Raw genomic sequence first — 24,412 nt, 5'->3', positions numbered from 1 at the left:
GCACAGCCGGATCGTATCTTTACACAGGCACCGGCAAGATGAAGCCACATACGGAGACCTCAATGAAACCGCGCAACTACGCCCTGCCCCTCGCCCTCGCCTCTGCCGCCCTTCTGGCCCTCAGCGCTCAGGCTGTCACCGCCATGCCGGTGGGCAATCCGAAGGTGCCGCAACCGGCCAAGCCGGTGGAACTGACGCGCTATCTGGGCCTGTGGTACGAACTGGGGCGTTATGAGAACCGCTTTGAAAAGGACTGCGATCAGGTTACGGCGCAATATAGCCTGGCCGAAGACGGCAAGATTACCATTCTCAACACCTGCGGCTGGCGCAAGGGCGAGCCGGGCAAGTCGTCAAAGGGCAAGGCGAAGATCGTCAGCGACAGCGGCAACGCGAAACTGAAGGTTTCTTTCTTCGGTCCATTCTACATCGGCGATTACTGGGTGCTGGATCACGCCGAGGACTATAGCTGGTCCATCGTCGGGGAGCCGTCGGGCAAGTATTTGTGGATTTTGACCCGTGCGCCATCACCCGCCTTCAAGGTGCGCGAAGACCTGCGTAATCGCGCCCGCGAGTTGGGCTATAATACCGATCTTATCCGCTGGACGTCGCAGACGCCGACAACGACGAGATAGCGCGCGGTGTGAAACAAGCCCAACAGGCAGGTCCAGCGCGTTCTCGGTGGCGCGTGTCGTGTCGTGTTTTTCCGCTGGCAGAGGTCCGGCTTTTGTACTCGACGCTCTCAGGGTCTTTGGGTATCAGGTTGTTCATAACGGACGAAGCCAGAGCGTGCTCACACGGGGCGCTTTACTTCGCAGCCTGAGACCCAATGGATTTAAACTGCATGTTTCAGTTTCACCGACGGATAAACGTCGAACAGGAAAGGTTGACGCTTAATCTCGGCGATCATGTCCGTTTGCTACACTTTGGTACGACACTGCCGCCATTAGGTGCGGGATGGGAGGTCGAGGCCGCTCTCAGTTTTTTCGATGGCAACTGTCTGCTTTTGCTGAGAAATCAAACCCAAACGGCCTTGTGGCTGTGCGACGCGCACAACCGGCTTATATCGGGTGACGATTCCCGCACTGCGGACTATCTGGAAGCCCGTTTGATTGAAACCCCCATCGACGCGGATCGCCACATTCTGAGCGAGGTTCTGGCGGTTTGTTACCTCAATATGGGTAATTCAGAATCGTTTTTTGAAACCCTGCTGGCCAGCGATCTGTTTGGTGACGTCTATGGCAGCCATACCTTGTTCATTCTGGCCAATATCGCTCTGCAACTGGGGCGGATCGATGAACTGGAAGCCGTGTTCGGCAAATCGCAGGCTCCCTCAGATGTGAAAACAGCCCTGTTGCAGGCCTATCTGGGGCGGCAGGCGGCGGACAGGGGCGATTTTGCCGCAGGCCACGCGTATCTGGCTCTGGCTTTTGCGAGTGATGTGCCCCTTCCCGATTGGGCCGCCGCCTTCCTTGACCATTGTGCCATATACGATCGCAGTCCTGTCTGCGACTGGGTGCCGTCGGTGTTACGCGCTGAAATTGGGTCGTTCTCCAAGGTGATAAAGGCCTTTTTCCGGGGAGAGCCCGCGGCTTTTGAAAAAGGCAGATACCCTTTGGCGACACTTGCCTGTCATTGGGTCAAACAGTTCCGGGTGGTTCGTACAGCAGAGGACCAGAAAACCCTGATCGAAACGGCGAAAAGCTGTGGTTTGTCTTCTAAGTTTATTAGTGCGCTTTGTGACGGACCGAATGGTGTGGGCCACGCCATGCAGTCAAGCCTGCCTCAACTGCCACATCTGTCCTATGATTACTCTTTTCGTATAAGAGACATAGCCTGCGGAATCAAAGCCGGCGGGAAACCGGTGCTTTGCCCCTTTAGCGGGTCTGTACAGTTCTGCAAGGATACGCTGGACGAGCACGTTTTTCTGCACAGACATGACGGTCACATAGTCGTCATTATGTCGGAGCGGACTATAAATTACGCACCATCCGACCAGATATGGGTGTTTCCGGACTCGGAGGTGCTGATCACTTCCGAGATTCGTCCAAAAGGCGATTTCGAATTTACCCGTACTCTGGTGAGGGTGGTTCAGCACTTCGAAGCGGTACAGAACTATTTAAAAACACCTGAACGCACGGTTATGTTAGCCGAGTCAGCGATGGGGCATATCGGGCACTACATCTGGAACATCATTTCAGGCTGGTCGCCACTCTTTGAAATGGTCGATTTCGAAAGTGTCGATATCATAACAACCTACAATAATTGTCACTTTTTTGGTGGTGTCTCAGCTTTGTACCAAAAGGAATGCGAGCGAGCCGGACAGGTTGTGAAAATTGATACGGATTTAGATTTATTCCGGTTAATGCTTGACCATAAAAGTACACTATACAGTGTTCGTAACTGTCATGTGTCTGAAGATCTGGCGGGGCGTATCGTGCGTTTTTGTGAGACGCAGGTGACTGAGGGTTTCAAAGAATCACTGAGGCATTTTTGCGATAGTCACGCTCCGATACTGATGATCACTCTTAGGACGGGCAACCGAAGCTGGGAGACGCAGACAGAGGGCTATATTCAAATTATTAATGCCTTGGCTCAGCATTATCCGAACTTGCGCGTAATCATAGATGGGTTGAATGCGGCAGCAGATGGCACCTCTACCGCTCTACCCATGTCTGTTCAGGATGAGGAGGCGATTGCAGCCTCCATCATAGCGGGTTGCCCAACCGTACAAATTTGGAATTCTATAGGGTGCAGTATTTTTGAAAGCCTCCTGCTTTGCTGTCATTGCGACGCGTTTATTGCCCCGATCGGTGCAGGTCTGGCCAAGGTCAGATGGATTGCCAACAAGCCCGGCTTAGGATTTTCCAATCGCACCTTTTTGGCGCCTGACCATCTTAATGGCTATCTCTACAGTTTCTTTCGCGAAAATCAGATCCCTATGCGGTACATCAGCCGTGAACATATTCGGGATATGGATGACGGGCCGTCGGGTATGAAGGATCGTGCCAATTTCGACGTGGACTGGACCGTCATCTATGACGAAATACGCCACATAGTCGAAAACATCAGGGATGCCAGATTAGCGTTATCGAAATTTTAGAACAGGCTCTTCTAACCTAAGTCCAGCCGAAATAACCATCCAGATATTATTGATAACTCAAATGCGTAGAAAGAAAATTTGAGTCATGGCCGTCACCGCGCAGGACCTGCAAAATCTGAAGCCCAATGTGCAGCGCGCGACACGGATGCTCAAGCTGCTGGCCAGCGAGCACCGTCTTATGATCCTGTGCCGGCTTGTTGAGGGCGAGGCTAGCGTTTCCGATCTCGCCGACTATCTGGGGCAGCCGATTGCCGGCACCTCACAGCATCTGGCCAAGATGCGAGCGGAAAATCTGGTCTCTACGCGCCGCGACGGTCAGACCATCTACTACGCTTTGGGTGATCCGGCGACACAGAAGGTGATAGAAGCCCTGTGCGAGGTCTATGGTCCTCAGGCGTAAACGCCGCTCGAAAACACCAACGGCCGAAGTTGCTAACCGCATCCGGACGTTAAAAACACGAGACTGTCTCATACGTCTCCGGGACATGAGACAGTCGCGAAGGGAATACCAAGAGTCATTTTCAATGACCCTTGGTATAAGACATTGAAACAGAGACCAAATGCCTCTAGGTTCTGCGTTTCAGGACCGATTTGCCATGAGCGACACCCTCCCCGCCAAAGTCAAGATGACCGACATTGCGCGTCTGGCCGAAGTGTCTCTGGCCACCGTTTCGCGCGCCCTGGCCGACAGCCCGCTGGTGCCGGAGCCACAAAAGCAGCGCATCATCGCCATCGCCGAAGCACATGGTTACGCCGTCAATCAGGCGGCGCGCAACCTGCGTATGCAGACGACGCGCACCATCGGTCTGGTCCTGCCGCTAGGCCACGAAACCGGGCAGCAGATGACCGACCCGTTCCTGCTTGAATTGGTCGGTTACCTCTCCGAAGAGGTATTCCGGCGCGGCTATGACCTGCTGTTTTCCAAGAATCTGTCACCACAAAGCGGCTGGCTGAATTCGCTGGTGAAGTCGCACCGCTTCGATGCCATGCTGGTTCTGGGGCAAAGCGATCAGCACGAAGAAATCAACGCCATCTCGGCCCACTATAACCCGATGGTGGTGTGGGGCGAACGGTTGCCGGATCAGGGCTACTGCTCGGTCGGCGTGGACAACGTACATGGCGGGCGGCTGGCGGCAGAGCATCTGCTGAGCAAGGGCCGCAAGCAAATCCTGTTCCTTGGGCCCGCTCAGGTGCCCGAAGTGGCGGCGCGTCTCAAAGGCTTTACGGAGGGGCTCACGCAAGCCGGGCATAAACTCACACCCGCGCAGATCATCGAGACCCACTTCACGCCGGATTCGGCCTATGAAACGGTCAGGGGGCTTGTGGCCTCGCGTCGGCGCTTCGATGCCATCTTTGCCGCGTCGGATGTTATCGCGCTGGCGGCGATCAACGCACTGATTAATGCCGGACGGCGCGTGCCGGAAGACGTGGCGATTTGCGGTTTCGACGACGTGGCCATGTCCAAAACCATGTCCCCGGCCCTGACCACCGTAAAGCAGGACCTGCGGCTGGGGGCGCAACTGATGGTCGATCTGCTGTTCCGGCGACTGGCGGGGGAAAAGACCTCCTCCGCCGTTCTGGCCGCCGGGTTGATCGAGCGCGCCTCTACCTGATCAGTATTCGGCGTTGAGCGCTTTCAGACGCTCACCCGCCGGGTCGCGGCGGTGGTTGAAGACCAGCGCCACAAACAGGATCAGGGCCAGACCGGTGGCCAGCACGAACCCATACTGCGCCCCACCAAACAGGTCGGACACCGCGCCCATGGCCAGAGGCGCCACAACTGCGCTGAGGCAGGTGAAGAACAGGATCACGCCGCCGGCCGCGCCGTGCTGCGCCTTGCGGAAGCCCGATATGCCCTTGGAATTAATGGTTGGGTACATGACCGACATGAACAGGCCCGACAGCGGCAAGCTATAGACCGCCACCGCCTGCCCACCGATCAGAGCCGCCACAAAGCTGATCAGAATGGCTCCGGCGCACAGCACCAGCACGAGCGTCCATTTCAGGCGCGCCAGCATCCACACGCCCAGAAAACGCCCCGCCGCGCGCAACACGAAGAAGATGCTGAGGGCATAAAGCGCCAGCCACACAGCCGGTCCCTGATAGCCTTTGAGCAGGGTCGGCATCCACACATAGATCGCCGTCTCCACGCCGACATAGAGCATGGCGAGCGCCGAAAAGGCCAGCGCATAGGGATCACGCACAAGGCCCAGCGAGGCTTTCAGGCTGAAAGTGTCGCTCGCGGCCGTCTGCCGTTCGGGATAGCGCACCACAAAGGCCGTTATGATCAGCAGTGTACACAGCGTCCCGGCAATCACATAGAGCCATTTCCACGACGCGCCCGACACAAGAAGTTGCGTGACGATGAGCGGGCCAATAATGGCGCCGACGCCGAAAAAGCCTTCGACCATATTCATGACGCGCGTATGGCTTTCGGTCGAAGTGGAGATGTCACCGATCAGGGCGAGAGCCCCGGTCTTGAACACACCGATGGCCAGCCCTGAAATAAACAGCAGAACCGAAAAGAACAGAAAATCATTGCCGACGGCAAACAGGAAGGAGTTGAGCGCAAACAGGCTCAACCCCAGAATGATCGTCCACTTGCGCCCCAGACGATCGGCCAGAAAACCCAGCCCCAGACCGGCAATAGCGATGCCGCCCATGGTGGCGTAATGAAACGCCCCGGCCTCGGTCATGCTCAGGCCGTACTCGCGGATGACTTCGGGGATGATAACCCCCACCGCGTCGGTCGTCATGGCGAACATCATGAACATCAGATAGGTCAGCCCGGTAATCAGGGCGATATTGGCCGGACGGGCCAGATGAGGCGCAGATGTCGTCATGGAGCGGTTCCCTGTCGTTTGTTTTTATACGTCTGAATTTCGGAGGCGAATGAAAAAGAACGGGAGCGGGCCGCAGAGGGTATGCGACCTGCTCCCGTTGCCTTCACGCCAAGGCATTTTCTGACACCTCATGCCAAAAAGTGGTGCCCACTTTTTGGCATGAGGTTATCAGAACCGATACTTCAGGCTGATCGTCGAGGTGCGGCCATTGATGGCGCGGGCGCGCACATAGTTGGTCGCATTGTTGGTGATCGCGCCTTCTTCAACCTCGGTGATCCCCAGAACGTCAAAGGCATTATTGACGTTCAGCGAGACGGTCAGGTCGTCCGTCAGGTTGTAATCGGCAAACAGGTTGGTCTGCACGTAGCCTGGCATGACCAGTTGGTTATCATCCTGCGCATAGGCGTCGGTGGTACCGACAAAGTTGGCCCCGAACTCCAGCTTGTCCATCTTGTAGGTCGGCGTGAACTGGAACACCCATTCGGCCTGACGGCGCGGACGCTTGCCGACCGCGGCCGGACTCAGGGCGTCCTTGGTGATCTCGGCCTTGGTGTAGGTGGCCCCACCGTTCAGGCTGAGATTGCCGATGCGATAGGCCCCTTCAAACTCGATACCCTTGGCTTCGTACACGCGGTCAAAGAACTTCTGCGAGGTGGCTTCGAAATTCTGCTCCTCGGTTTCGGCGGCAAAGGCCGTTACAAAGACACTGAGCGGGCCGCTGCGGTACTTTACACCGGCTTCGGTCTGTTTGACGAAGTCGATGGCGTCTTCACGCGATACCGAGCCGTCGTCACGCACTTTACCGAACAGCAGACGGTCGGCATTGGCGCGCGCGCCCTTCGAATAGCGGGCGAAGTAGGACAGGTTGTCCGTAGCGCGGTAATTGCCCCCCAGCGAATAGGAGGTGTAACTCCAGTTATAATTGACCGGCTTGGCCGCCGCATAGTTGACGAAGGACACGCTCTTTTCCGGATTGGAAATCACGCCGTCGCCATTGACGTCGAAATTGATCATCTGGGTCGAGGCCGCATAGGTGCCGCGCGCCTTGCCCTCGTCCTGTCGCACCGAGGCTTCGAGCGTCAGCTTGCCCCATTCGCCGCTGGCGATGACGTAGGGGGCGACGATGTCGTACTGCACATCATAATGGCGGGTGCAGCAGTTGCCCCACACCGGCACGCCATAGGCAAACAGGCCGTTTTGCGACAGGTTGGTGTTGCCGGCATAGAGGTTTAGCAGGCGCGCATTGTCACCGGCCACTTCCATGGCATAGCTGTTCCACACCCAGTCCATATTGATGGTCTGCGACGAATTATACAGACCAAAGGTCAGGTCGATCTTCGAGCCGAGGGCGTCAAAAGTCTTTTGCAGCTTGAGATCATTGGCCGAATTGTCGAGGCTGTTCAGGCGCGTATTGAAGGTGTGCATGATCATGGCCAGACCGGTATAGGTCGAACCCGCATTCGGCCCATTGGCCACCACAAGGCGCGTCCCCGCCGTGCCCAGAGCCGAATTTATACCCGACACAATCTCAGCCGAGGTGCCCACCGTCGCCGGGAAGGGCGCGATGAAGTTGGCTTCGGTCTTGGCGAAACGGAACTTGTCGTTCAGCGTCCAGCCGCCGCCGACATCGAACTGCGCTTCACCGTTGAAGACGAGGCTTTTCGGAGCCATGCCGTCGCGCACATTGGTCACGGAGCGGTTGTTGCTGCCGTTAAGACCGGCGTCCTGCATGAAATAGGCCGAGTGGATGGTGTCGGACTTGGCGTCCAGCCCCGGTGCCGACGACCATTTCGGATCGCCATTGGTGCCCGTCACCTTCATCGGCATGGGCAGGTAACCAATGGCTTTGTCATTCAGATATTTGACGCCCAGTCGCAGGAAGCCGTTATCGAACTTGCGCGTGATATTGGCCTTGATCTGCCCGCCCTGATTGGCGGTGTAGCCCGCCTTGCGCGGCCCTTCGCCGGAGCGGTAGAAGCCGCCGATATGGAAGTCGATCTTGTCCGACAGTGCGCCGCCGAATTCAAAATCACCGCGCGTTTGACCGAAGTCGATGCCTTGCGTCAGTTGCAGCGTACCGCCTTCCTTCGCACCGGTCTTTGAAATGATATTGATGATGCCGCCGGGCGAGTTGGAAGCCAGGGTCGAGGCCGTGCCGCCGCGGATGGCTTCGACGCGACCCACCGTCAGATCGGTACGCAGAAAGATGTCGGCATTGCCGAAGGCGATATCACCGAACTCCAGAACCGGCAGGCCGTCTTCCTGCAACTGAAGGAACTTGGCACCGCCCGCCGCTACCGGCAGGCCGCGCACAGCGATATTGGCATTGCCTTCACCGCCGGTCGATTCGGAGCGCACGCCGGGGATGTTGCGGAAGACTTCGGCGGCCGAACGCGGCGCGAACTTCTGCATGTCCTCCACCTGAATGGCGCTGACCGAGATCGAGGTGTCGAGCTTGTTGGCCTTGCGCGCCACGCCCGTAACAATCACTTCGGTGACACCCGAATCGGCAGACTGATCCTGCGCCGAAGCGGGTGAACCCAGTACCGCCATGAGCGCCACCAACGAAACGCCGCCGGTCGTCCATATCGACTTAGACATATTATTCCTCCTGATGAAGCGCGTGGCTTCGCATTTTTCATTACGTCCGGACGGGATCTTTGAGTCTCGCTCCAGGCCTGGTTCGGAAAACATCATTTATTGTAAACGTTTTCAAGTTAATTCTTTCTAAAATCGATCAGGCAGGCTTCATTTGGACGAAATTCGGCAATTTTGCCACAGTTTGACCGTCCGAAATTGCCAATCCGGTATAACATAGCGATATTTCACTTGTAATCCTTTTCATTTTGGATGTATCTAAAGGCAGGACGCGGTTGCGATCCCTCTTCCCTACCCTTGGGCCGCCGGCGTGTGTACGGCGGCCCGCCTTTTCAGACCGGGAACGCTTAATGGCCGATACGATCCATGCTTCTGCCGACCTGTCCTGCGACCCGCTGTGGCGTCAGGCAGAGGCCTGCCTGCGCACGCTTTATGGTTACGATCCCCGTTTTGAACACAGTCTCAGCGATCTGAAAGCCCGCGTGACCGATGCGCGCGGTGCCCGCCCCGCCGCCCTGCGTCACCTCGATATCGCCCGCGCCAACACGCCAAACTGGTTCCTTAAGCCCGGCCGCCCCGCCTATTGCACCTATATCGACCGTTTCGCGGGCACGCTTGAAGGCACGGCGCAGCACCTCGACTACCTCGAAGGCCTTAAGGTCGGTATCTTTCACCCCCTGCCCCTGCTGAAACCCCGCGAAGGCAATTCGGATGGCGGCTTTGCCGTGGCCGATTACCGCGAGGTCGATCCGCGTCTGGGTAATATGGAGGATCTGAGGTCACTGGCCGCCGATCTGCGGGTACGCGACATGTCACTGGTGCTCGACATGGTGTGCAATCACACGGCGCGCGAACACCCCTGGGCACAGAAGATGCTGGCTGGTGATCCAGCCTTTGCCGACTTCTATATTGTATTCGACTCCGCCGCCGAAGTCGCTCAATGGGAAGCCGCGCTTCAGGACGTTTTTCCTGACACCGCGCCGGGCAGCTTCACCTATGACGCCGAAGCCGGCGGCTATGTGTGGACCACCTTCTATCCGTTTCAGTGGGACCTGAACTACGCCAATCCGCGTGTGTTCGTGGAAATGGCCGACAGCCTGTTCTTTCTGGCCAATGCCGGGGTGGAAGGCTTCCGCCTCGATTCGACGGCCTATCTGTGGAAGCGCAAGGGCACGATCAGCCGCAACCTGCCGGAAACGCACCTGATCCTTCAGGCCCTGCGCGCCCTGCTCACCCTGGTCGCGCCTTCGACCTTCCTGCTGGCCGAAGCCATCGAATCTCAGGCCTCGGTCCTGCCCTTTTTCGGCACGCCACAGGCGCGCGAATGCGATCTGGCCTATAATAATGGCGTCATGACCGCCCTGTGGGGCGCCTTGGCCGATCAGAAAGCCGATGTGCTCAAGACCACCATTGAGCGCGCCGGTGAAAAGCCGGGGCATGGCCACTGGCTGAACTATGTGCGCTGCCATGACGACATCATCTGGCTGGCCCTGTCCGATACGGCCGCGCCAGAGCGCCTTAAACACTGGTCCGACTTCTTTGCAGGCAAGGGCTCCTATGCGAAGGGCGAGGCGTTTCAGGCCCCGGAAGGCTCCCCGGCCTCCGGTTGCGGCATGGCGGCCAGCCTGTGTGGCGGCAAAGACGACCCGCAGATGCCCGCGCGCCTCAAGCTGCTCTACGGCCTCACCTACGCGCTGGAAGGCGTGCCGCTGCTGTATATGGGCGATGAAATTGGGCTGGAAAACTTCGATGCCTATCGCGATGCCCCGGACCTGAAAGATGAGGTGCGCTGGTTGCATCGTCCGGTGATGGACTGGGCCAAGGCTGAGCGCCGTCATACGCCCGGCTCAGCCGAACACGACATGTACAGCTTCCATCGGCAACTGGCGGACACGCTGTCGTGCCTCGCTTTCACACCGGGACAGACCGTGCGCACCGATACCGACGAGCGGGTTGTGATTATTGAACGCCCTCTCGCAGCGGGCCGTTTTGTCTGTCTTGCCAATCTCAGCGCCGAAGCTGTCTCCTACAGCCTCACGGGCCGCGTACTGATAGGGTCGGACAGCGACACCCTGCCGGCCTATGGGCTGCGCTGGTTTATCGAAGAGGCCTGATCATGCCCTATTTCGCAGCCCTTGAGGTCGGCGGCACCAAGGTCAATGTCGCTGTTGGTTCCGGCCCCGACGACCTTCAGACCCTGCGCATCCCCACGCGCGCGCCGCAAGAGACGTGGCCGGAAGTACTGCGCGTGCTGGACACCCTGTCGCAAGGGCGCGCCTTCGACGCCATCGGCATAGCCAGCTTCGGCCCCATCGACGTCAATCCCCAGAGCTCCACCTATGGCCGCTTCCGCAAGACGCCCAAGCCGGGCTGGAGCGGTTTCGACCTTTTGAGCCCATTGACCGAGGCTTATCCGGAAGTGCCGGTTGGCCTCGATACCGACGTCAATGGCGCGGCCCTGGGTGAGAAGCGCTGGGGCGGGGCCAAAGACCTTGACACCTTCGTCTATGTGACGGTGGGGACGGGTCTGGGGGTCGGGCTGGTCGTTGCCGATCAGCCGGTGCACGGCCTTTTGCACCCAGAAGCCGGGCATATCCGCGTGCGCCGCCACCCGGACGATACCTATGCCGGCCATTGCCCCTTCCACGGCGATTGCTGCGAAGGCTTAAGCTGTGGCCCGGCCATCGAAGCGCGCACCGAACAAAAGGCCGAAACCCTGCCGCCCGATCATCCCGTCTGGGGCATGGTGGGCGACTATCTGGGGCAGTTGTTCTGCAATCTGGCCCTGATCACCTCGGCCCAGCGGATTCTGGTCGGCGGTGGTGTAGGGCTGAATGAGCCGGTCCTGCGGGCGTCGCGTCAGACCTGCCACCGGCTGCTCAATGGCTATCTGGAGGCGCTGGACTCTGCCGACAGTATGGACCGCTATATTCAGGCGGCGCATCTTGGCGATCGCGCCGGGATGCTGGGAGCCATCGAGCTGGCCCGTCGGGCTCTCTGTTAGAAACCCCTTGTAGCGCTTTCCGCACTGCCGATTCCTCTTCCCCAAATCCGCAAGTGCGATTGGAGCGGAAGGAGTCCATCAACAATCGTTCCAATAGAGCGCAATCCGATAAAGTGGAAACCACTTTTCGGAGAAATTGCGCGACAAAACAGAAATTTAGAGCGGGATGATGCTTCCACTTAAAATCATCCCGCTCTAAACCTTGCGGTCCAGCATTTCCCGCACCCGCGCCGCCAGTTCTTCGATACTGAACGGCTTGCCGATCAGTTCGACCCCGGCTTCAACCACGCCATTGTGCACCACGGCATTGCGGGTATAGCCGGAGGTAAAGAGCACCTTGAGGTCGGGTCTTGCCTTCTGGGCTGCATCGGCCAGCCTGCGGCCATTGATTTCCGGCATCACAATATCGGTAAACAGCAGTCGGATTTCCGGATGGGCGTCCAGTAACCTGAGCGCTGCCGCCGCCGAGTCGGCCTCCAGCACGCGGTAGCCCAGTTCGCTCAGGGCGTCACAGCTGAAGCGGCGTACCACGGCCTCGTCATCGACCACCAGAATAACATCGCGCGCCTCCCCCGGCAAAAGCACGCCCTCTGAGGGCCCGTGGTCGGGGACGGCGACATCCACCCCGGTCAGGCGCGGCAGATAGATCTTGACTGTCGTGCCCTGCCCCGGCTCCGAATAGATGCGGACGTGGCCGTTCGACTGTTTGACGAAACCATAGACCTGACTGAGGCCCAAACCCGTCCCCTTACCCACGCCCTTGGTGGTGAAGAAGGGATCAAAAGCGCGGGCGATCACATCCGGCGGCATCCCGCAGCCCGTGTCTGTGACAGCGATCAGCACGTACTGCCCGGTCGCCACGCCGATCTCTTCGGCCACATAGCGCGAATCGAGGTGGGCATTCTGGGTTTCGATGGTCAGCCGCCCACCGTCGGGCATGGCGTCGCGGGCATTGACCCCCAGATTGAGAAGGACATTCTCTAACTGGTTGGGATCGACGTCCACCGGCCACGCCCCGGCGGCCAGCACGGTCTCAAGCTGGATAGCGCCCCCCAGCGAATGGGCCAGCAACTCCGACATGCCCCCCACCAGGCGGTTGACATTGACCGTTTCGGGCCGCAGGGGCTGCTGACGCGAAAAGGCCAGCAGGCGCTGGGTGAGGTTGGCGGCGCGCTTGGCCCCCTCCAGACCTTGCGTCACATAGTGCCGGGCACGCACGTCTTCGGTGCCGATACGCCGGTTAAGCAGTTCCAGCGATCCCATAACAACGGCCAGCATGTTATTGAAATCATGCGCAATACCGCCAGTGAGTTGACCCACCGCCTCCATCTTCTGCGATTGACGCAACTGCTCCTCAAGCTGGCGCTTGGCGGTGACATCGATGCCGACCCCCGTGCGGCGCACCGGTTGCCCCTCTTCGAAATAGGTATGCCCGCGCGACAGGACCCAATGCACCGACCCATCCGGATGGATCAGGCGGTATTCCAGCTCGATATCGCCGTGGCGCGTCAGCCCCTCGGCCATAGTGGTGCGCAAAGCCGCCCGGTCATCGGGATGCACGTTGGACAAAAACACCTTGCGGCTGACGCCACTCACACCCGCTTTGGGATCAAGCGCATAGACGCTGGCAATACCATCATCATAATGGAAGAGGTCGCTGGCCACGTCATAGGTCCAAACGCCGATGCCATCGACAGCCCCCAGCGCCAGACGGGCGAAATCGCGGCTGTCTTCCAGTTCGCGGGCGCGTTTGATGTCGTCGCTAATATCGCGCGCCACGCAATAGACGAGGCCGTTTTCCTCGTTCGCCGTCCACGAGAAGGTGCGATATTGGCCGTCGCGGCCACGCAACCGGTTCTCAAAGCGCCACGTGCTGCCGCCCGCCGCCAGCGAGCGCAGTTCCGTGCGCGTCGTTTCATGATCGTCCGGGTGTTCAAGCCACTGCGAGGTCTGGCCGATCAGTTCCTCGGCCGTCCAGCCCAGCAGGTGGGTCCAGGCGGCACTGACCTTCAGCCAGCGTCCTTCATTGTCGGTAATCAGGAACGGGTCCTGCGACAGGGACCACAACCGGTCCCGCTCCTCAAGCTCGCGCACGGTTTGCAGCAGGAGGACGTCCTGCTCCAGCCGCTGCGTCACGTCATAGGCAAACTGATAGGCGCCAATAATCTCACCATCGAGCCCATATAGCGGCGCTGCACGGATTTCATAGGCGCGTCGCTCGCCCGTGTCCCCGCCAAACTCGTCTATGGTGACCGGGCTTTCTCCGGCCAGCGCCTGATCCCACAGGGTTCGCACATGGGTCACCGCGTCGGGGTGGCCGGCCAGCAAGTCCAGCAGATTGTCGCCCACGCGCGGCGTGACCCCGAACAGGCGCTGAAACTCGGCAATGGTGGCACGGTTGATGGCCCGCCAGTTATAGTCGTTGTCGATGACGTGGATGAAGGCTTCGGTCGCTTCGACCACATCCGCCAGAATCTTGCGCTCGGCCAGAGCGTGCGTCACCCGGTCTTCCAGCGTCGCATTGAGCGCTTTCAGGGCGTCTTCGGCGTGCTTATGATCCGTGACATCGTAGCCGCCAACGAAAATCCCCGTCACCGCGCCCTTGTCGTCGAACACGGGCTGATAGATGAAATCGATATAGCGCGTTTCGCTCTGATTGGAGAGATTGACCGGAAAACTGCGCGAGGTGAAAGGCTGCCCGCTTGTGTAGACCTGATCCAGCAGTTCGTAAAACCCCTGATCAGCCACTTCAGGAAACAGTTGCCGCACGCTGTGCCCCGGATAGTCGCGCTCACCGGCAATAGTGCGATAGGCCTCGTTGACATAGGTAAAGACGTGATCAGGCCCTTCCAGCGTCGCCACAAAACCCGGCATGTGGCGCAGTGACCGCGCCTGACTTTCGCGCTCGGCAGTGGCGGCGCGTTCCAGCAAGACCTTGCGCGTCGTTTCGACCACGATGGCCAGAATACCGACCGGGTTTCCGCTGTCATCGCGCACCGGCGAATAGTCGATATCAAACCAGATTTGTTCCGGCTGTCCCGACCGGTTGAGCTCAAACTGCACATCGCGATAGGCCAGGGTCTGTCCGGCCAGCCCGCTGCGAACAACATTGTCATTAAACTCAGAGGCTTCCGGCCACGCCTTCCGTACATCCATGCCCAGAATTTCGGGATGGCGCCCCGCTGAAATTTCGGCATAGCCGTCGTTATAGATGAGCAAACCCGCCTCGCCCCACACCAATGTCATGGGGACATGCGAGGCGACAATCAGACTGACGCAGGTTTTCAGGCAGGCGGGCCAGCTCTCGATGTCGCCCAGTTCGGTCTGCGACCAGTCTTTCTCGGCGATCAGACGTCCGCACGCCCCACCGACAGACAAGAGACTGCGGGCGTAGCCGCCAGCGGATTGGGGCGCAAAGCGTGCGTCATCACGGGCGGGCATGGAAACCTTGGGGGAACAGAGCCAGTATATTCCTTCGCTAAGCGCCGCCGTATAAGTTTTCAATCATGGCTACTGCCGCGCGTCCGGCGGAAAAGGCTGCGCGCTTCATCTTGGATAGGGACAGACCTGACTTTGGAGTATTTCATGCCCCTTGCCCGCCCGCTCCGCGCCCTGCCCGCCGCCCTGCTGCTGATGCTGGGCACCCTGCCCGCCGCCGAAGCCCGCGAAGGACGCGCCTATTATTTCGGCAGCGACCTGTCTTATGTGAATGAGATGGAGGATTGCGGCGCGACCTATAGCCGCAATGGCAAGCCGGAAGACGTCTATGCGCTGTTCAAATCGTCCGGGGCCAATCTGGTGCGCTTGCGCCTGTGGAATGATCCCAAATGGACACCCTATTCGAACCTAGCCGACGTGACCAAGGCTATGAAACGGGCCAAGGCCGCCGGCCTCCCCGTCCTGCTTGATTTCCATTATTCCGATGACTGGGCCGATGGCGACAAGCAACTGGTGCCCGCCGCCTGGGCCCCTCTCAGCACCGATCAGCAGGTCGAGGCCCTGTACAAATTCACCTACGACACGCTGATGACCCTCAGCGCGCAGGGCCTGATGCCGGATCAGGTACAGGTCGGCAATGAAACCAATGGCGAGATGATGGGCTCGGTGACGTGGAAACAAGGCGATCCGGTCAAGCCGATCAACTGGGAACGCAATGCCCGCCTGTTCAATGCCGGCATCCGCGCTGTGAAGGACGCAGGCGCCAAGGCCGGCAAGACGCCGCGCATCATGCTGCACATCGCCCAGCCCGAAAATGTCGAGGGCTGGTTTCTCAAGGCGACCAAGGCCGGGATCGAAGGCTACGACCTGATCGGCATCAGCTATTATAAAAAGTGGTCGAAGATGGACATGGCGGGCCTTGGGGCCGTCATCAACCGCCTGCGTCACACCTATCCGGGCAAGGATATTGTGGTGGTCGAAACGGCTTATCCCTTTACCGACAAACACATGGACGAAAACGTCAACCTGATGGGTGAAGATTCCACCTTCCCCGCCTATGGCTTTTCGCCCGAAGGTCAGGCGCGTTACCTGCACAACCTGATGCAACTGACCCTCGACAATGGCGGCGCGGGCGTCGTCTATTGGGAACCGGCGTGGGTGTCCACGAAATGCAAGACGCGCTGGGGCAGCGGCTCCAACTGGGAAAACGCCACCTTCTTCGACTTTACGGGCAAGGCCCTGCCGGCGCTGGACTGGCCCAGGGCCGATTACGTCTATCCGGTCGAAATGACCTTCCGGGTGAAGGACGAAGGTCAGCCCGCCCTGTTCATCAGCGGCGACTTCACCGGCGGTCTGGCCGTACAGATGAGGCGCGAAACCGGCTGGTTCGTCTATCGCAGCTGGCAGCGCCCCGGTTCGACGCTGCTGGCCGGAGCCGCCACCACCCCCGAGGCCCTGAAAGACGCCCCCGCCTCGGAAATCACCGTGCCGGCCAAGGCGGGCGTGGCGACCCTATCGACAAAATAATCACACACCGCCGTCCGCGCGTCTTTTGTCATACAATTATCTGGCCAAAAACGCGCGGACGTGTTTACTCTGTGAGACAACCCCGCCTGTGGGCAGGTGATGAAAATGGGGAAACCGGTTTTCATCACCGGCTGAATCACGAGAGACGGGGGACTCAGGGAGTGCCACCGTGCGTATTCAAACCGGTTTTTGCCAAAAAAAGTACGCTGACGCGGCGGAAACACGCCGCTCGTGCATTTTATACCGTAGAGGCGTCTGTCGGGCGGGGCGGTTATGAGCGCCCACGACGAACGTCTGGCTTTCATCGGGACGCACATCCTGCCGCACGAGGCGGGGATGCGTCAGTGGCTGTCGCGCGCCGGGCTTTCGCCGTCCGAGCGCGACGATCTGGTACAGGAGGTCTATTACCGCCTGCTGCGCCAGACCAGCTACGCCCATATCACCGATCCGCGCGCCTATCTGTACCGGATGGCGCGCAATCTGATGCTGGAGCAGATCAGGAAAAACCGCGTCGTGTCGATCACTACCGTTCAAAACCTCGATGAGCTGGGTCGGGCCGATCTGTCGCCCACGCCGGAACAGGCCGTTTCGGCGCGCCGCGAGCTGTCGCGCGTCATGGCCTTTATCGAGAGCCTGCCCGCCCGCTGCAAGGCCGTGTTTGAGCTGCGCAAGGTGCACGGCCTGTCTCAGGCCGAAACCGCCGCGCGGCTGGGCCTGAGCGAGAACGTGGTGGAAAAAGAAACGGCGCGCGGCCTCACCCTGATCCTGAGGCAGGTCGCCGAAGGCGATGCGCCCGTTCTGGCACCGATGCAACCCGCCCGGACCCGGCATGTCGGCCATTGACGAACAGGCTGCGGCCTACATAGCGGCACGCGCCGCCGGGCGCTGGGATGAGGCCGATCAGGCCGCGCTTGAGGCGTGGCTGGCGGCCGATACGCGGCATCAGGGCGCGTTTTTTCGCGCCGAAGCCGCCTGGGCCATGCTGGATCGCGCCAGCGTGATGGGCGCAGGCGTCACCGCCGATACGATCCGTACCTCTCCATTTCAGGCCTTAGCTCCCCGTCCGCGCACCGTCACCCGTCGCCAGTGGCTGGCCAGTAGCGGCCTGATCGCGGCGTCGGTTGCCGGCGCGGCCCTGATCGTGCCGGCTTTGACGCACCAGCGCCTTGAGACCGAGGTGGGTGAGCTGCGCAAGGTGCCATTGAAAGACCAGAGCATCGCCAGCGTTAATACAGACACCACGCTGGACGTGGCACTGGGCGCCAAACGCCGCGACATCCGCCTGATCCGCGGCGAAGCATGGTTTCAGGTCGCCAAGGACAAGGCCCGCCCCTTTGTGGTCGAAGCTGATACGGTGCGCGCCCGCGCGGTGGGCACGGCCTTTGGTGTGCGCCGCTACCCCGACGGGGCCGAGGTCATGGTCAGCGAAGGCGTGGTCGAGGTATGGAATACGCAGGCCCAGGACACACCGGTTCGCCTTGAGGCCGGGGGTCGCGTCTTCGTGCCCTATGCACCGCAGCCGATCCGCGCCGAATACGCCCCGGACGCCGTCGATCGGCGGTTGGCGTGGCGCGAAGGACAGATCGCGCTTGATAATGACAGCCTGTCCCACGCCGCCGCTGAGTTCAACCGCTACAACAGCCGCAAGATCGTGATTGCCGATCCGGCGCTGGGGGAGGAGAAGCTGGTCGGCTGGTTCCGCGCCGATCAGCCGGACACCTTTGCCCGCTCGGTGCATCTGGCGCTCGACGTACCGGTGCGCATCGACGACACGCGCATCGTTATCGGCGCGGAATAAAATAAATAAGATAAAAATATCGAATGAGGCGGCGGAAAGCGTTTCGGGCTTCATCTTGGATAACAGGAGGGGTGACTGCCGCCAGACCGGCACACCCGATAAAAAGCAACCGCAGTCCCACTCCACGGCGCGGTCCTACGGGAAACACCATAATGATCCAGTTCTCCGGTGCCTCACGAGCCGCCCTCATCGCCGCGCTGAGCGTCAGCGCCGCCTATAGCGCCCCCGCCTTTGCCCAAAGCAAGGCCTTCGCCATTCCGGCGCAACCCGCCGCCAAGGGCGTGCAGGCTTTCGCCCAACAATCCGGCCTTCAGGTGCTGGCCAGCGCCGATGACCTCAATGGTCTGCGCACCAATGCCGTCGAAGGCACCCTGCCCGTCGATAAGGCCCTGACCCAGTTGATCAGCGGCACGGGCCTTAGCCTCAAATCGAACGATGGTCGCGCTGCCGTGCTGGTGCGCGCCTCTGCCGCCAGCATCGAACGCACCGCCGACACCGCGCAGGCCGAAGCCCCCGCCGATGCGCCAGAAGAGGTGACGGTCGTCGGTATCCGCAAGTCGCTACGCGACGCCATCGATCAGAAGCGTTCCAGCGCCGGGGTGGCCGAATTTATCTCGGCCAAGGAAATCGGCGTCCTGCCCGACGTCACCATCGCCGAATCTCTGGCGCGGCTGCCGGGTGTGACCACCTCGCGCGACCGCGGCAACGACAGTCAGGCCTCGATCCGCGGTATTGGTCCGCGCATGGTGTTGGGCACCGTCAATGGCCGCGAAGTGGCCACCTCCGAACCCGACCGTAACGTCCGCTGGGAAATCTACCCGTCGGAAGTGGTCGCCGGAGCCGCCGTCTATAAGTCCTCCGAAGCCCGCCTCCTGTCGGGCGGCATTTCGGGCACGGTCGATCTGCAAACTATCCGCCCCCTTTCCTATTCGGGGCCTGAATTCGTCGTCCGCGCCGGTGGGGTTTATTATGACGGCGGCAAGGCCTTTCCGGGCTATGACGGCCTCGGCTGGCGCGCCTCTGGCTCATGGGTGAAGAAGGTCAATGACCAGTTCGCCTTCGTTATCGGCCTGACGGGTCAGAAGCAGAAGAACGGCTATGAGAGCTTCCGTGGCTGGGGCTTCAACGACGACTCGATCCGCGCCGGTAACTCGACCGGCCCGGTCGTCGCGGGCGGCCCCAAGGTGCCGACACCGTGGGGCGCAGGTGCCGAAGCCAAGTTCCTTGATGCGGACCGCTACTCAGCGTCGTTTGGCGCGCAGTACCGCCCGAATGCGCAGTTTGAGCTGACCTACGACCTGCTCTATTCGAAGTACAAGATTCAGGAAGACCAGAACCAGACCTGGTACGGGGAAAACAACTGGGGCAACTGGGCCGGTGGCAATACGGGCAATTTCAGCAATCCCGTCATCGTCAATGGCGATCTGGTCGGGGCGGCGACCGCCTGGTCGCGCCTGATGCCCGTCGTGGCTCGCTATGCCGAAGACAAGTCGCTGCTGGTCACGGGTCTGAACGGCAAGTGGTCGAGCGAGCTTTGGACCGTCACCGCCGACCTCTCCTATTCGAATGCCGAACGTGAAAACACCTGGCGCGCCATCAAGATGGAATACTATCCGTCCAGCATGACGTGGCTTTTGACCGAAGACCCGTTCATCACCGTCACGCAACAGCCGGAAACGGCCACCCTGTCCACCGTGGCCGGGACCAATGATGTGGGCAAGGTCAAGGACGAACTGACGTCGGGACAGCTCGATTTCCGCCGCGAATTCAGCGGTGACTTCTGGACCTCGCTACAGTTCGGCGCCCGCTATGCCGACCGCACCAAGTCGGAAGCCACCGGCTATACGCAGGCCGCAGGTCCGGTCACAGGCAGCGTCAACGCTTCGACCCTGACGGCCTACAAGCTCGAGAATTTCAACGTTCCGGCCATGCTGAAGGGGGATTTCGACGCCCTGCGCACGCAGGTCTATGGTGCCAACGCCTTCAGCCTGTCGCCGGATCAGATCGCCTACAATTCCGAAGTCTCGGAAAAGGTCGGCGAAGCCTATGTGCAGGGCAATTTCGCCTCGACGTTTATCGACGCCCCGGTCACGGGTAATGTCGGCCTGAGGGTCGTCAATGTCGATAGCCAGTCTTCGGGTGACTCGCGCACCAGCGTCTGGGTCGAAGCCACCCCCGGCAACTGGGTCGAGCGCGTGACCCTGACCCCCACCACGGGCGGCGTCAGCTACACCAAGGTCCTGCCCTCGGCCTCGGTCAAGGTGCAGGTAATCGACAATGGCTTCCTGAAGCTCGGTCTGGCCCGCGTCATGTCGCGCGCGCCGCTGAACGAACTGAAGGCCAACCGCGCCATCTCAACCTCAGCCCCCTATACGGGCTCGGCCGGCAACCCCTATCTGAAGCCGTTTGAAGCCGATCAGATCGACGTCTCTTATGAGTATTACTTCCGTCCGGACTCGCTGTTCGCGGTGGCGGGGTATTATAAAAACGTCAAAAACTATGTCGGCTATAACCAGCGCACCGAAACGATCAACGGCAATGTCTATACCCTGACCTCGCCGATCAATTCGAGCAAGGGCGGCTTTATTTCGGGTGTCGAATTCACCTTCCAGACGCCGTTCGACACCTTCCTCCCGAACGTGTCGTGGCTGGACCGCTTCGGCATCTATTCCAACCTGGCTCTGGTCAATTCCAATATCAAGGAATTCGTCCCGGCGGGCAATCCGCTGCCGATGAACGGCGTGGCCGACACCACGGCCATCCTCGACCTGTGGTATTCGGACAAGAAATTCGAAGCGCGTCTGGGGGCCAAGTACCATTCGGAGTATACCGCCATCCTCGGCTGGGATTCGACCAATCTGGTGCGCGTGATGCCGGAAACGACGCTCGACTTCTCGGCGGGCTATAATGTCAACTCCAGCGTTTCTCTGCGCTTCCAGGCGGGCAACCTGCTGGATACGCCGATGAAGGTCTACACGGACTATAAGTCAAACCGCGTGGGCGACATGTCCTATTATGGCCGTCGCTTCCTGTTCGATCTGACCTACAAATTCTAATCGATTTCATACACTTGAAAGGCCGGGTTTTCGCTTGAAAGCCCGGCCTCTTTATTTGTAAGATAATTACAAACCAGAGGAAACCGTCATGACCGATCTTAACCGTCGCCGCCTGCTGCAAACCGCCGCCGTCACCGGGGCGGCTCTGACGGCACCACACGCCGTAGCAGCACCGAAGACGAATGAGCCCGTCATCGACTTTTTCCCGCAGGACGACCTCAGCCCGCGTGAGCGCCTGTCGCTTGATCTCGACTGGCGCTTCACCTTTGGCCACGCCAGCGACATGAGCCGCGATTTCGACTATGGGCAGGCCTTGCGTACCCACGCCAAGCAGGGCGCGCGCGTCGCCACCTGCGTTGGCGCTGACTTTGACGATTCCAACTGGCAAAAGATCGACGTGCCGCACGACTGGGCCGTCGCCCTGCCCTTTGCGCAAGGGGCCAAAGGTCCCGTCGCCAATGGCGAGGACGAGCCCGACATGCTGGCGGCGCACGGCTATAAGCCGATTGGCCGCGACTTCCCCGAAACCTCTATCGGCTGGTATCGCCGCGTGGTGCCCGTGTCCCCGGCGGACAAGGGCAAGCGCCTGTGGATCGAGTTCGACGGCGTGTTCCGCAACGCGCTGATCATCTTCAATGGCTTTATCCTGAAACGGCATGAGAGCGGCTACACCTCGTTTCAGGTCGATATCACTGACTTCATCAATACGGACGACAAGCCCAATATCCTGACCGTGCGCGTCGATGCGACCGAGGGCGAAGGCTGGTTCTACGAAGGCGCAGGCATCTATCGCCACGTCTGGCTGGTGAAGACGAACGCCGTGCATATCCCGCAATGGGGCGTCTGCGTGCGCGGAAAGGCCGACGGCACGGTCGAGATCGTCACCACGGTGCGCAATGCCTTCACTCAGTCGCGCAGCGTCAAACTCACATCGGCCATCGGGGGCAAGGCAGCGCAGGACGGGGCCACGGCTGAGGTCGCGGCGGGAGAGTCCACCACCATGCGTCAGACGCTGAAACTGGCCGATCCCGTCCTGTGGTCGGTGGACACACCGCACCTCTACCGGCTGGAAACAACGGTTGAGACAGGCGACGGCACTCAGGACAGGGTGGTGACCTATTTCGGCCTGCGCGACATCCGTTTTGACACCGAAAAAGGCTTCCTGCTCAATGGGAAATCGGTCAAACTTAAAGGAACCAACAACCATCAGGACCACGCCGGGGTCTGTGCTGCCATCCCCGATGCCCTGCAAGTCTGGCGGTTGCAGCAACTGAAAGACATGGGCTCCAACGCCTATCGCTGCTCGCACAATCCGCCGACGCCGGAAGTGCTGATGGCCTGCGATCGGCTGGGCATCCTCGTCATCGACGAAACGCGCAAGATGTCGTCGTCGGAAGACGGCCTCTATCAGCTCGACGCCATGATTCGCCGTGACCGCAACCACCCGTCGGTCATCGCCTGGTCGATCTGCAATGAGGAACCGCTGCAAGGCACGGAACGTGGCATCGAAGTCGCGAAGACCATGAAGGCCCTGTGCAAGCGCCTTGACCCCACACGTCCGGTGACCGCGGCGCTCGACAATTCCTACGGCAAGGGCATCACCTCGGTCGTCGATGTGCTGGGCTTCAACTATCGCCATCACCTGATGGAAAAGTTCCACGCCGACTATCCGAACATCCCCATCTATGGCTCGGAAACCGGCTCAACGGTCTCAACACGCGGCGAATACGTCAATGACCCGGCACGCTCCGTGTTGCGGGCCTATGATACCGAGCATCCGTGGTGGGCCTCGACCGCCGAAGCCTACTGGCCGCTGTTCGATGAGAAGGCCTTTATCGCGGGCGGCTTTATCTGGACGGGCTTCGATTATCGCGGAGAGCCGACGCCCTATAATCGCTGGCCGGCCATTTCGTCGCAGTTCGGCATTCTCGACACCTGCGGCTTCCCGAAGGACAATGCCTTCTATTACCGCGCCTGGTGGAAGAGCGAGCCGCTTCTGCACCTGTTCCCGCACTGGAACTGGGAGGGCAAGGAAGGGCAAAACATACCCATCTGGGTTCATTCGAATCTCGATGCCGTCGAACTTTTCGTCAATGGCAAGTCACAAGGCAAGAAGACCGTCGTCAAAAACCGCCACCTCGAATGGGATGTGGCCTATCAGCCGGGAAAGATTCAGGCTTTTGGCTATAAGGGCAACAAGGTGGTGTTGAAGGCCACGCGCGAAACCGCCGGACCGGCAACGAAGCTGGTCCTGACGGCCGATCGCACCACGCTGAAGGCCGATGGCCGCGACGTGGCTATCTTTAAGGTCGAAGCCTTTGACGCCAAGGGCCGCCCGGTGCCCAAGGCCGGTAATCTGGTGACATTCTCCCTGTCCGGCGGCGGGGCAGTGATTGGCGTTGGCAACGGTAATCCGGCCAGCCACGAGGCCGATAAGGCCTCTGAGCGCAAGCTGTTCAACGGTCTGGCGCAGGCGATTGTGCAAACCGGCCGTTCGGCCGGACGTATCACAGTGACGGCCTCGGCGGAGGGTTTGAAGCCTTCGAGCGTGACCCTGATCACCGCTTAGCGGGCGCTCACTTGCCTGACCTTTCCCCCTCACCATCTGAGACTGGTCAAACAAAAAATGCCCTAAACGGACGTTGTCTTGCCCTTTTTTACCCCCTGACCGCACTTTTTGCTGGCCACGTCGTGAGTCTGACGCCATAATTTATCAGACAAATAAACAGACGAAAAAGGGTAAGATATGTCTGGATCGCTCAGGAAGATGGTGATGGGTTCGGTGGCGGCGGGGGTGATGATGCTCGCCGCGGCGCCCGTACTGGCGCAAACCGCGCCCGTGGCGGAGTGGGAGCAGCCTGAGGTGGTGGCGGTGAACCGCGAGCCGATGAAGGCGACCTTCTTCAACTTCGAGAGCCGTGATCTGGCACTGAAGGGAGACAAGGCCGCCTCAAAGCGCTTCCTGTCGCTGGATGGCACCTGGGATTTCAAATTCTCCAAAGGCGTCGATAATCGCCCCAAGGACTTCTACAAGACCGGCGCGAACCT

General features: G+C 60.0%; 15 protein-coding genes. 12 read left to right on the top strand and 3 right to left on the bottom strand.

Going from position 1 to position 24,412, the window contains the following annotated elements:
• Positions 1-62 precede the first annotated feature (62 nt).
• The 4 genes from Q0072_RS14980 to Q0072_RS14965 all read left to right on the top strand — a co-directional run bounded on the left by Q0072_RS14980 (position 63) and on the right by Q0072_RS14965 (position 4,713).
• Positions 63-632, top strand: a complete 570-nt coding sequence (locus Q0072_RS14980; protein ID WP_298331611.1) for a lipocalin family protein — start codon at positions 63-65, stop codon at positions 630-632.
• A 209-nt stretch (positions 633-841) separates the two neighbouring features.
• Positions 842-3,100 carry a hypothetical protein gene (locus Q0072_RS14975; RefSeq protein WP_298331609.1) on the top strand — a complete coding sequence of 753 codons (2,259 nt, stop codon included), beginning with the start codon at positions 842-844 and terminating at the stop codon, positions 3,098-3,100.
• A gap of 85 nt (positions 3,101-3,185) precedes the next feature.
• Positions 3,186-3,500 (top strand): metalloregulator ArsR/SmtB family transcription factor, encoded by a 315-nt coding sequence (locus Q0072_RS14970; protein ID WP_298331607.1) that lies wholly within the window; start codon positions 3,186-3,188, stop codon positions 3,498-3,500.
• Between the two features lie 196 nt (positions 3,501-3,696).
• Positions 3,697-4,713, top strand: coding sequence for a substrate-binding domain-containing protein (locus tag Q0072_RS14965; protein ID WP_298331605.1), 1,017 nt, complete (start codon positions 3,697-3,699; stop codon positions 4,711-4,713).
• On the opposite strand, the gene Q0072_RS14960 is transcribed toward Q0072_RS14965, so the two are convergent.
• Together Q0072_RS14960 and Q0072_RS14955 are read right to left on the bottom strand one after the other, a co-directional pair.
• A complete protein-coding gene (locus Q0072_RS14960) occupies positions 4,714-5,943 on the bottom strand; it encodes an MFS transporter (protein WP_298331603.1) in 1,230 nt (409 codons plus the stop codon).
• Between the two features lie 168 nt (positions 5,944-6,111).
• Positions 6,112-8,544: a TonB-dependent receptor gene (locus tag Q0072_RS14955; RefSeq protein ID WP_298331601.1), complete on the bottom strand. Its 2,433-nt coding sequence runs from the start codon at positions 8,542-8,544 to the stop codon at positions 6,112-6,114.
• A gap of 347 nt (positions 8,545-8,891) precedes the next feature.
• On the opposite strand from Q0072_RS14955, the gene Q0072_RS14950 reads away from it, so the two are divergent.
• Complete coding sequence (locus Q0072_RS14950; protein ID WP_298331599.1) at positions 8,892-10,655, top strand: alpha-amylase family glycosyl hydrolase; 1,764 nt, start codon at positions 8,892-8,894, stop codon at positions 10,653-10,655.
• A 2-nt stretch (positions 10,656-10,657) separates the two neighbouring features.
• On the top strand, positions 10,658-11,545 hold the full coding sequence (locus Q0072_RS14945; protein WP_298331597.1) for an ROK family protein: 888 nt from the start codon (positions 10,658-10,660) through the stop codon (positions 11,543-11,545).
• Between the two features lie 195 nt (positions 11,546-11,740).
• Here the strand turns inward: Q0072_RS14945 and Q0072_RS14940 are convergent, their stop codons facing one another.
• Entirely contained in the window at positions 11,741-14,986 is a 3,246-nt protein-coding gene (locus tag Q0072_RS14940; RefSeq protein ID WP_298331595.1) for a PAS domain-containing protein, read from the bottom strand.
• Positions 14,987-15,130: 144 nt separating this feature from the next.
• On the opposite strand from Q0072_RS14940, the gene Q0072_RS14935 reads away from it, so the two are divergent.
• The 6 genes from Q0072_RS14935 to Q0072_RS14910 form a co-directional block, all read left to right on the top strand.
• On the top strand, positions 15,131-16,510 hold the full coding sequence (locus Q0072_RS14935; protein WP_298331593.1) for an arabinogalactan endo-1,4-beta-galactosidase: 1,380 nt from the start codon (positions 15,131-15,133) through the stop codon (positions 16,508-16,510).
• A gap of 273 nt (positions 16,511-16,783) precedes the next feature.
• Positions 16,784-17,353 (top strand): RNA polymerase sigma factor, encoded by a 570-nt coding sequence (locus tag Q0072_RS14930; protein WP_298331591.1) that lies wholly within the window; start codon positions 16,784-16,786, stop codon positions 17,351-17,353.
• Positions 17,340-18,308 carry a FecR domain-containing protein gene (locus tag Q0072_RS14925; RefSeq protein WP_298331589.1) on the top strand — a complete coding sequence of 323 codons (969 nt, stop codon included), beginning with the start codon at positions 17,340-17,342 and terminating at the stop codon, positions 18,306-18,308. The genes Q0072_RS14930 and Q0072_RS14925 overlap by 14 nt, the downstream gene beginning before the upstream one ends.
• Positions 18,309-18,460: 152 nt before the next feature.
• On the top strand, positions 18,461-21,364 hold the full coding sequence (locus tag Q0072_RS14920; RefSeq protein WP_298331587.1) for a TonB-dependent receptor: 2,904 nt from the start codon (positions 18,461-18,463) through the stop codon (positions 21,362-21,364).
• 88 nt (positions 21,365-21,452) lie between these two features.
• Positions 21,453-23,933: a beta-galactosidase GalA gene (gene galA, locus Q0072_RS14915; RefSeq protein WP_298331586.1), complete on the top strand. Its 2,481-nt coding sequence runs from the start codon at positions 21,453-21,455 to the stop codon at positions 23,931-23,933.
• Positions 23,934-24,110: 177 nt separating this feature from the next.
• On the top strand, positions 24,111-24,412 hold a 302-nt coding region (locus tag Q0072_RS14910; RefSeq protein WP_298331585.1), incomplete at its 3' end, for a hypothetical protein.

This window comes from Asticcacaulis sp., assembly GCF_027484505.1.
Classification (GTDB): Bacteria; Pseudomonadota; Alphaproteobacteria; order Caulobacterales; family Caulobacteraceae; genus Asticcacaulis.
This window is presented reverse-complemented; position numbering and strand designations above follow the sequence as displayed.

What these genes read in the sequence shown, in the direction of transcription:
- Q0072_RS14980 (WP_298331611.1), top strand. Translation starts at nt 63, where the DNA reads ATGAAACCGCGCAACTACGCCCTGCCCCTCGCCCTCGCCTCTGCCGCC.
- Q0072_RS14975 (WP_298331609.1), top strand. Translation starts at nt 842, where the DNA reads ATGTTTCAGTTTCACCGACGGATAAACGTCGAACAGGAAAGGTTGACG.
- Q0072_RS14970 (WP_298331607.1), top strand. Translation starts at nt 3,186, where the DNA reads ATGGCCGTCACCGCGCAGGACCTGCAAAATCTGAAGCCCAATGTGCAG.
- Q0072_RS14965 (WP_298331605.1), top strand. Translation starts at nt 3,697, where the DNA reads ATGAGCGACACCCTCCCCGCCAAAGTCAAGATGACCGACATTGCGCGT.
- Q0072_RS14960 (WP_298331603.1), bottom strand. Translation starts at nt 5,943, where the DNA reads ATGACGACATCTGCGCCTCATCTGGCCCGTCCGGCCAATATCGCCCTG.
- Q0072_RS14955 (WP_298331601.1), bottom strand. Translation starts at nt 8,544, where the DNA reads ATGTCTAAGTCGATATGGACGACCGGCGGCGTTTCGTTGGTGGCGCTC.
- Q0072_RS14950 (WP_298331599.1), top strand. Translation starts at nt 8,892, where the DNA reads ATGGCCGATACGATCCATGCTTCTGCCGACCTGTCCTGCGACCCGCTG.
- Q0072_RS14945 (WP_298331597.1), top strand. Translation starts at nt 10,658, where the DNA reads ATGCCCTATTTCGCAGCCCTTGAGGTCGGCGGCACCAAGGTCAATGTC.
- Q0072_RS14940 (WP_298331595.1), bottom strand. Translation starts at nt 14,986, where the DNA reads ATGCCCGCCCGTGATGACGCACGCTTTGCGCCCCAATCCGCTGGCGGC.
- Q0072_RS14935 (WP_298331593.1), top strand. Translation starts at nt 15,131, where the DNA reads ATGCCCCTTGCCCGCCCGCTCCGCGCCCTGCCCGCCGCCCTGCTGCTG.
- Q0072_RS14930 (WP_298331591.1), top strand. Translation starts at nt 16,784, where the DNA reads ATGAGCGCCCACGACGAACGTCTGGCTTTCATCGGGACGCACATCCTG.
- Q0072_RS14925 (WP_298331589.1), top strand. Translation starts at nt 17,340, where the DNA reads ATGTCGGCCATTGACGAACAGGCTGCGGCCTACATAGCGGCACGCGCC.
- Q0072_RS14920 (WP_298331587.1), top strand. Translation starts at nt 18,461, where the DNA reads ATGATCCAGTTCTCCGGTGCCTCACGAGCCGCCCTCATCGCCGCGCTG.
- galA (WP_298331586.1), top strand. Translation starts at nt 21,453, where the DNA reads ATGACCGATCTTAACCGTCGCCGCCTGCTGCAAACCGCCGCCGTCACC.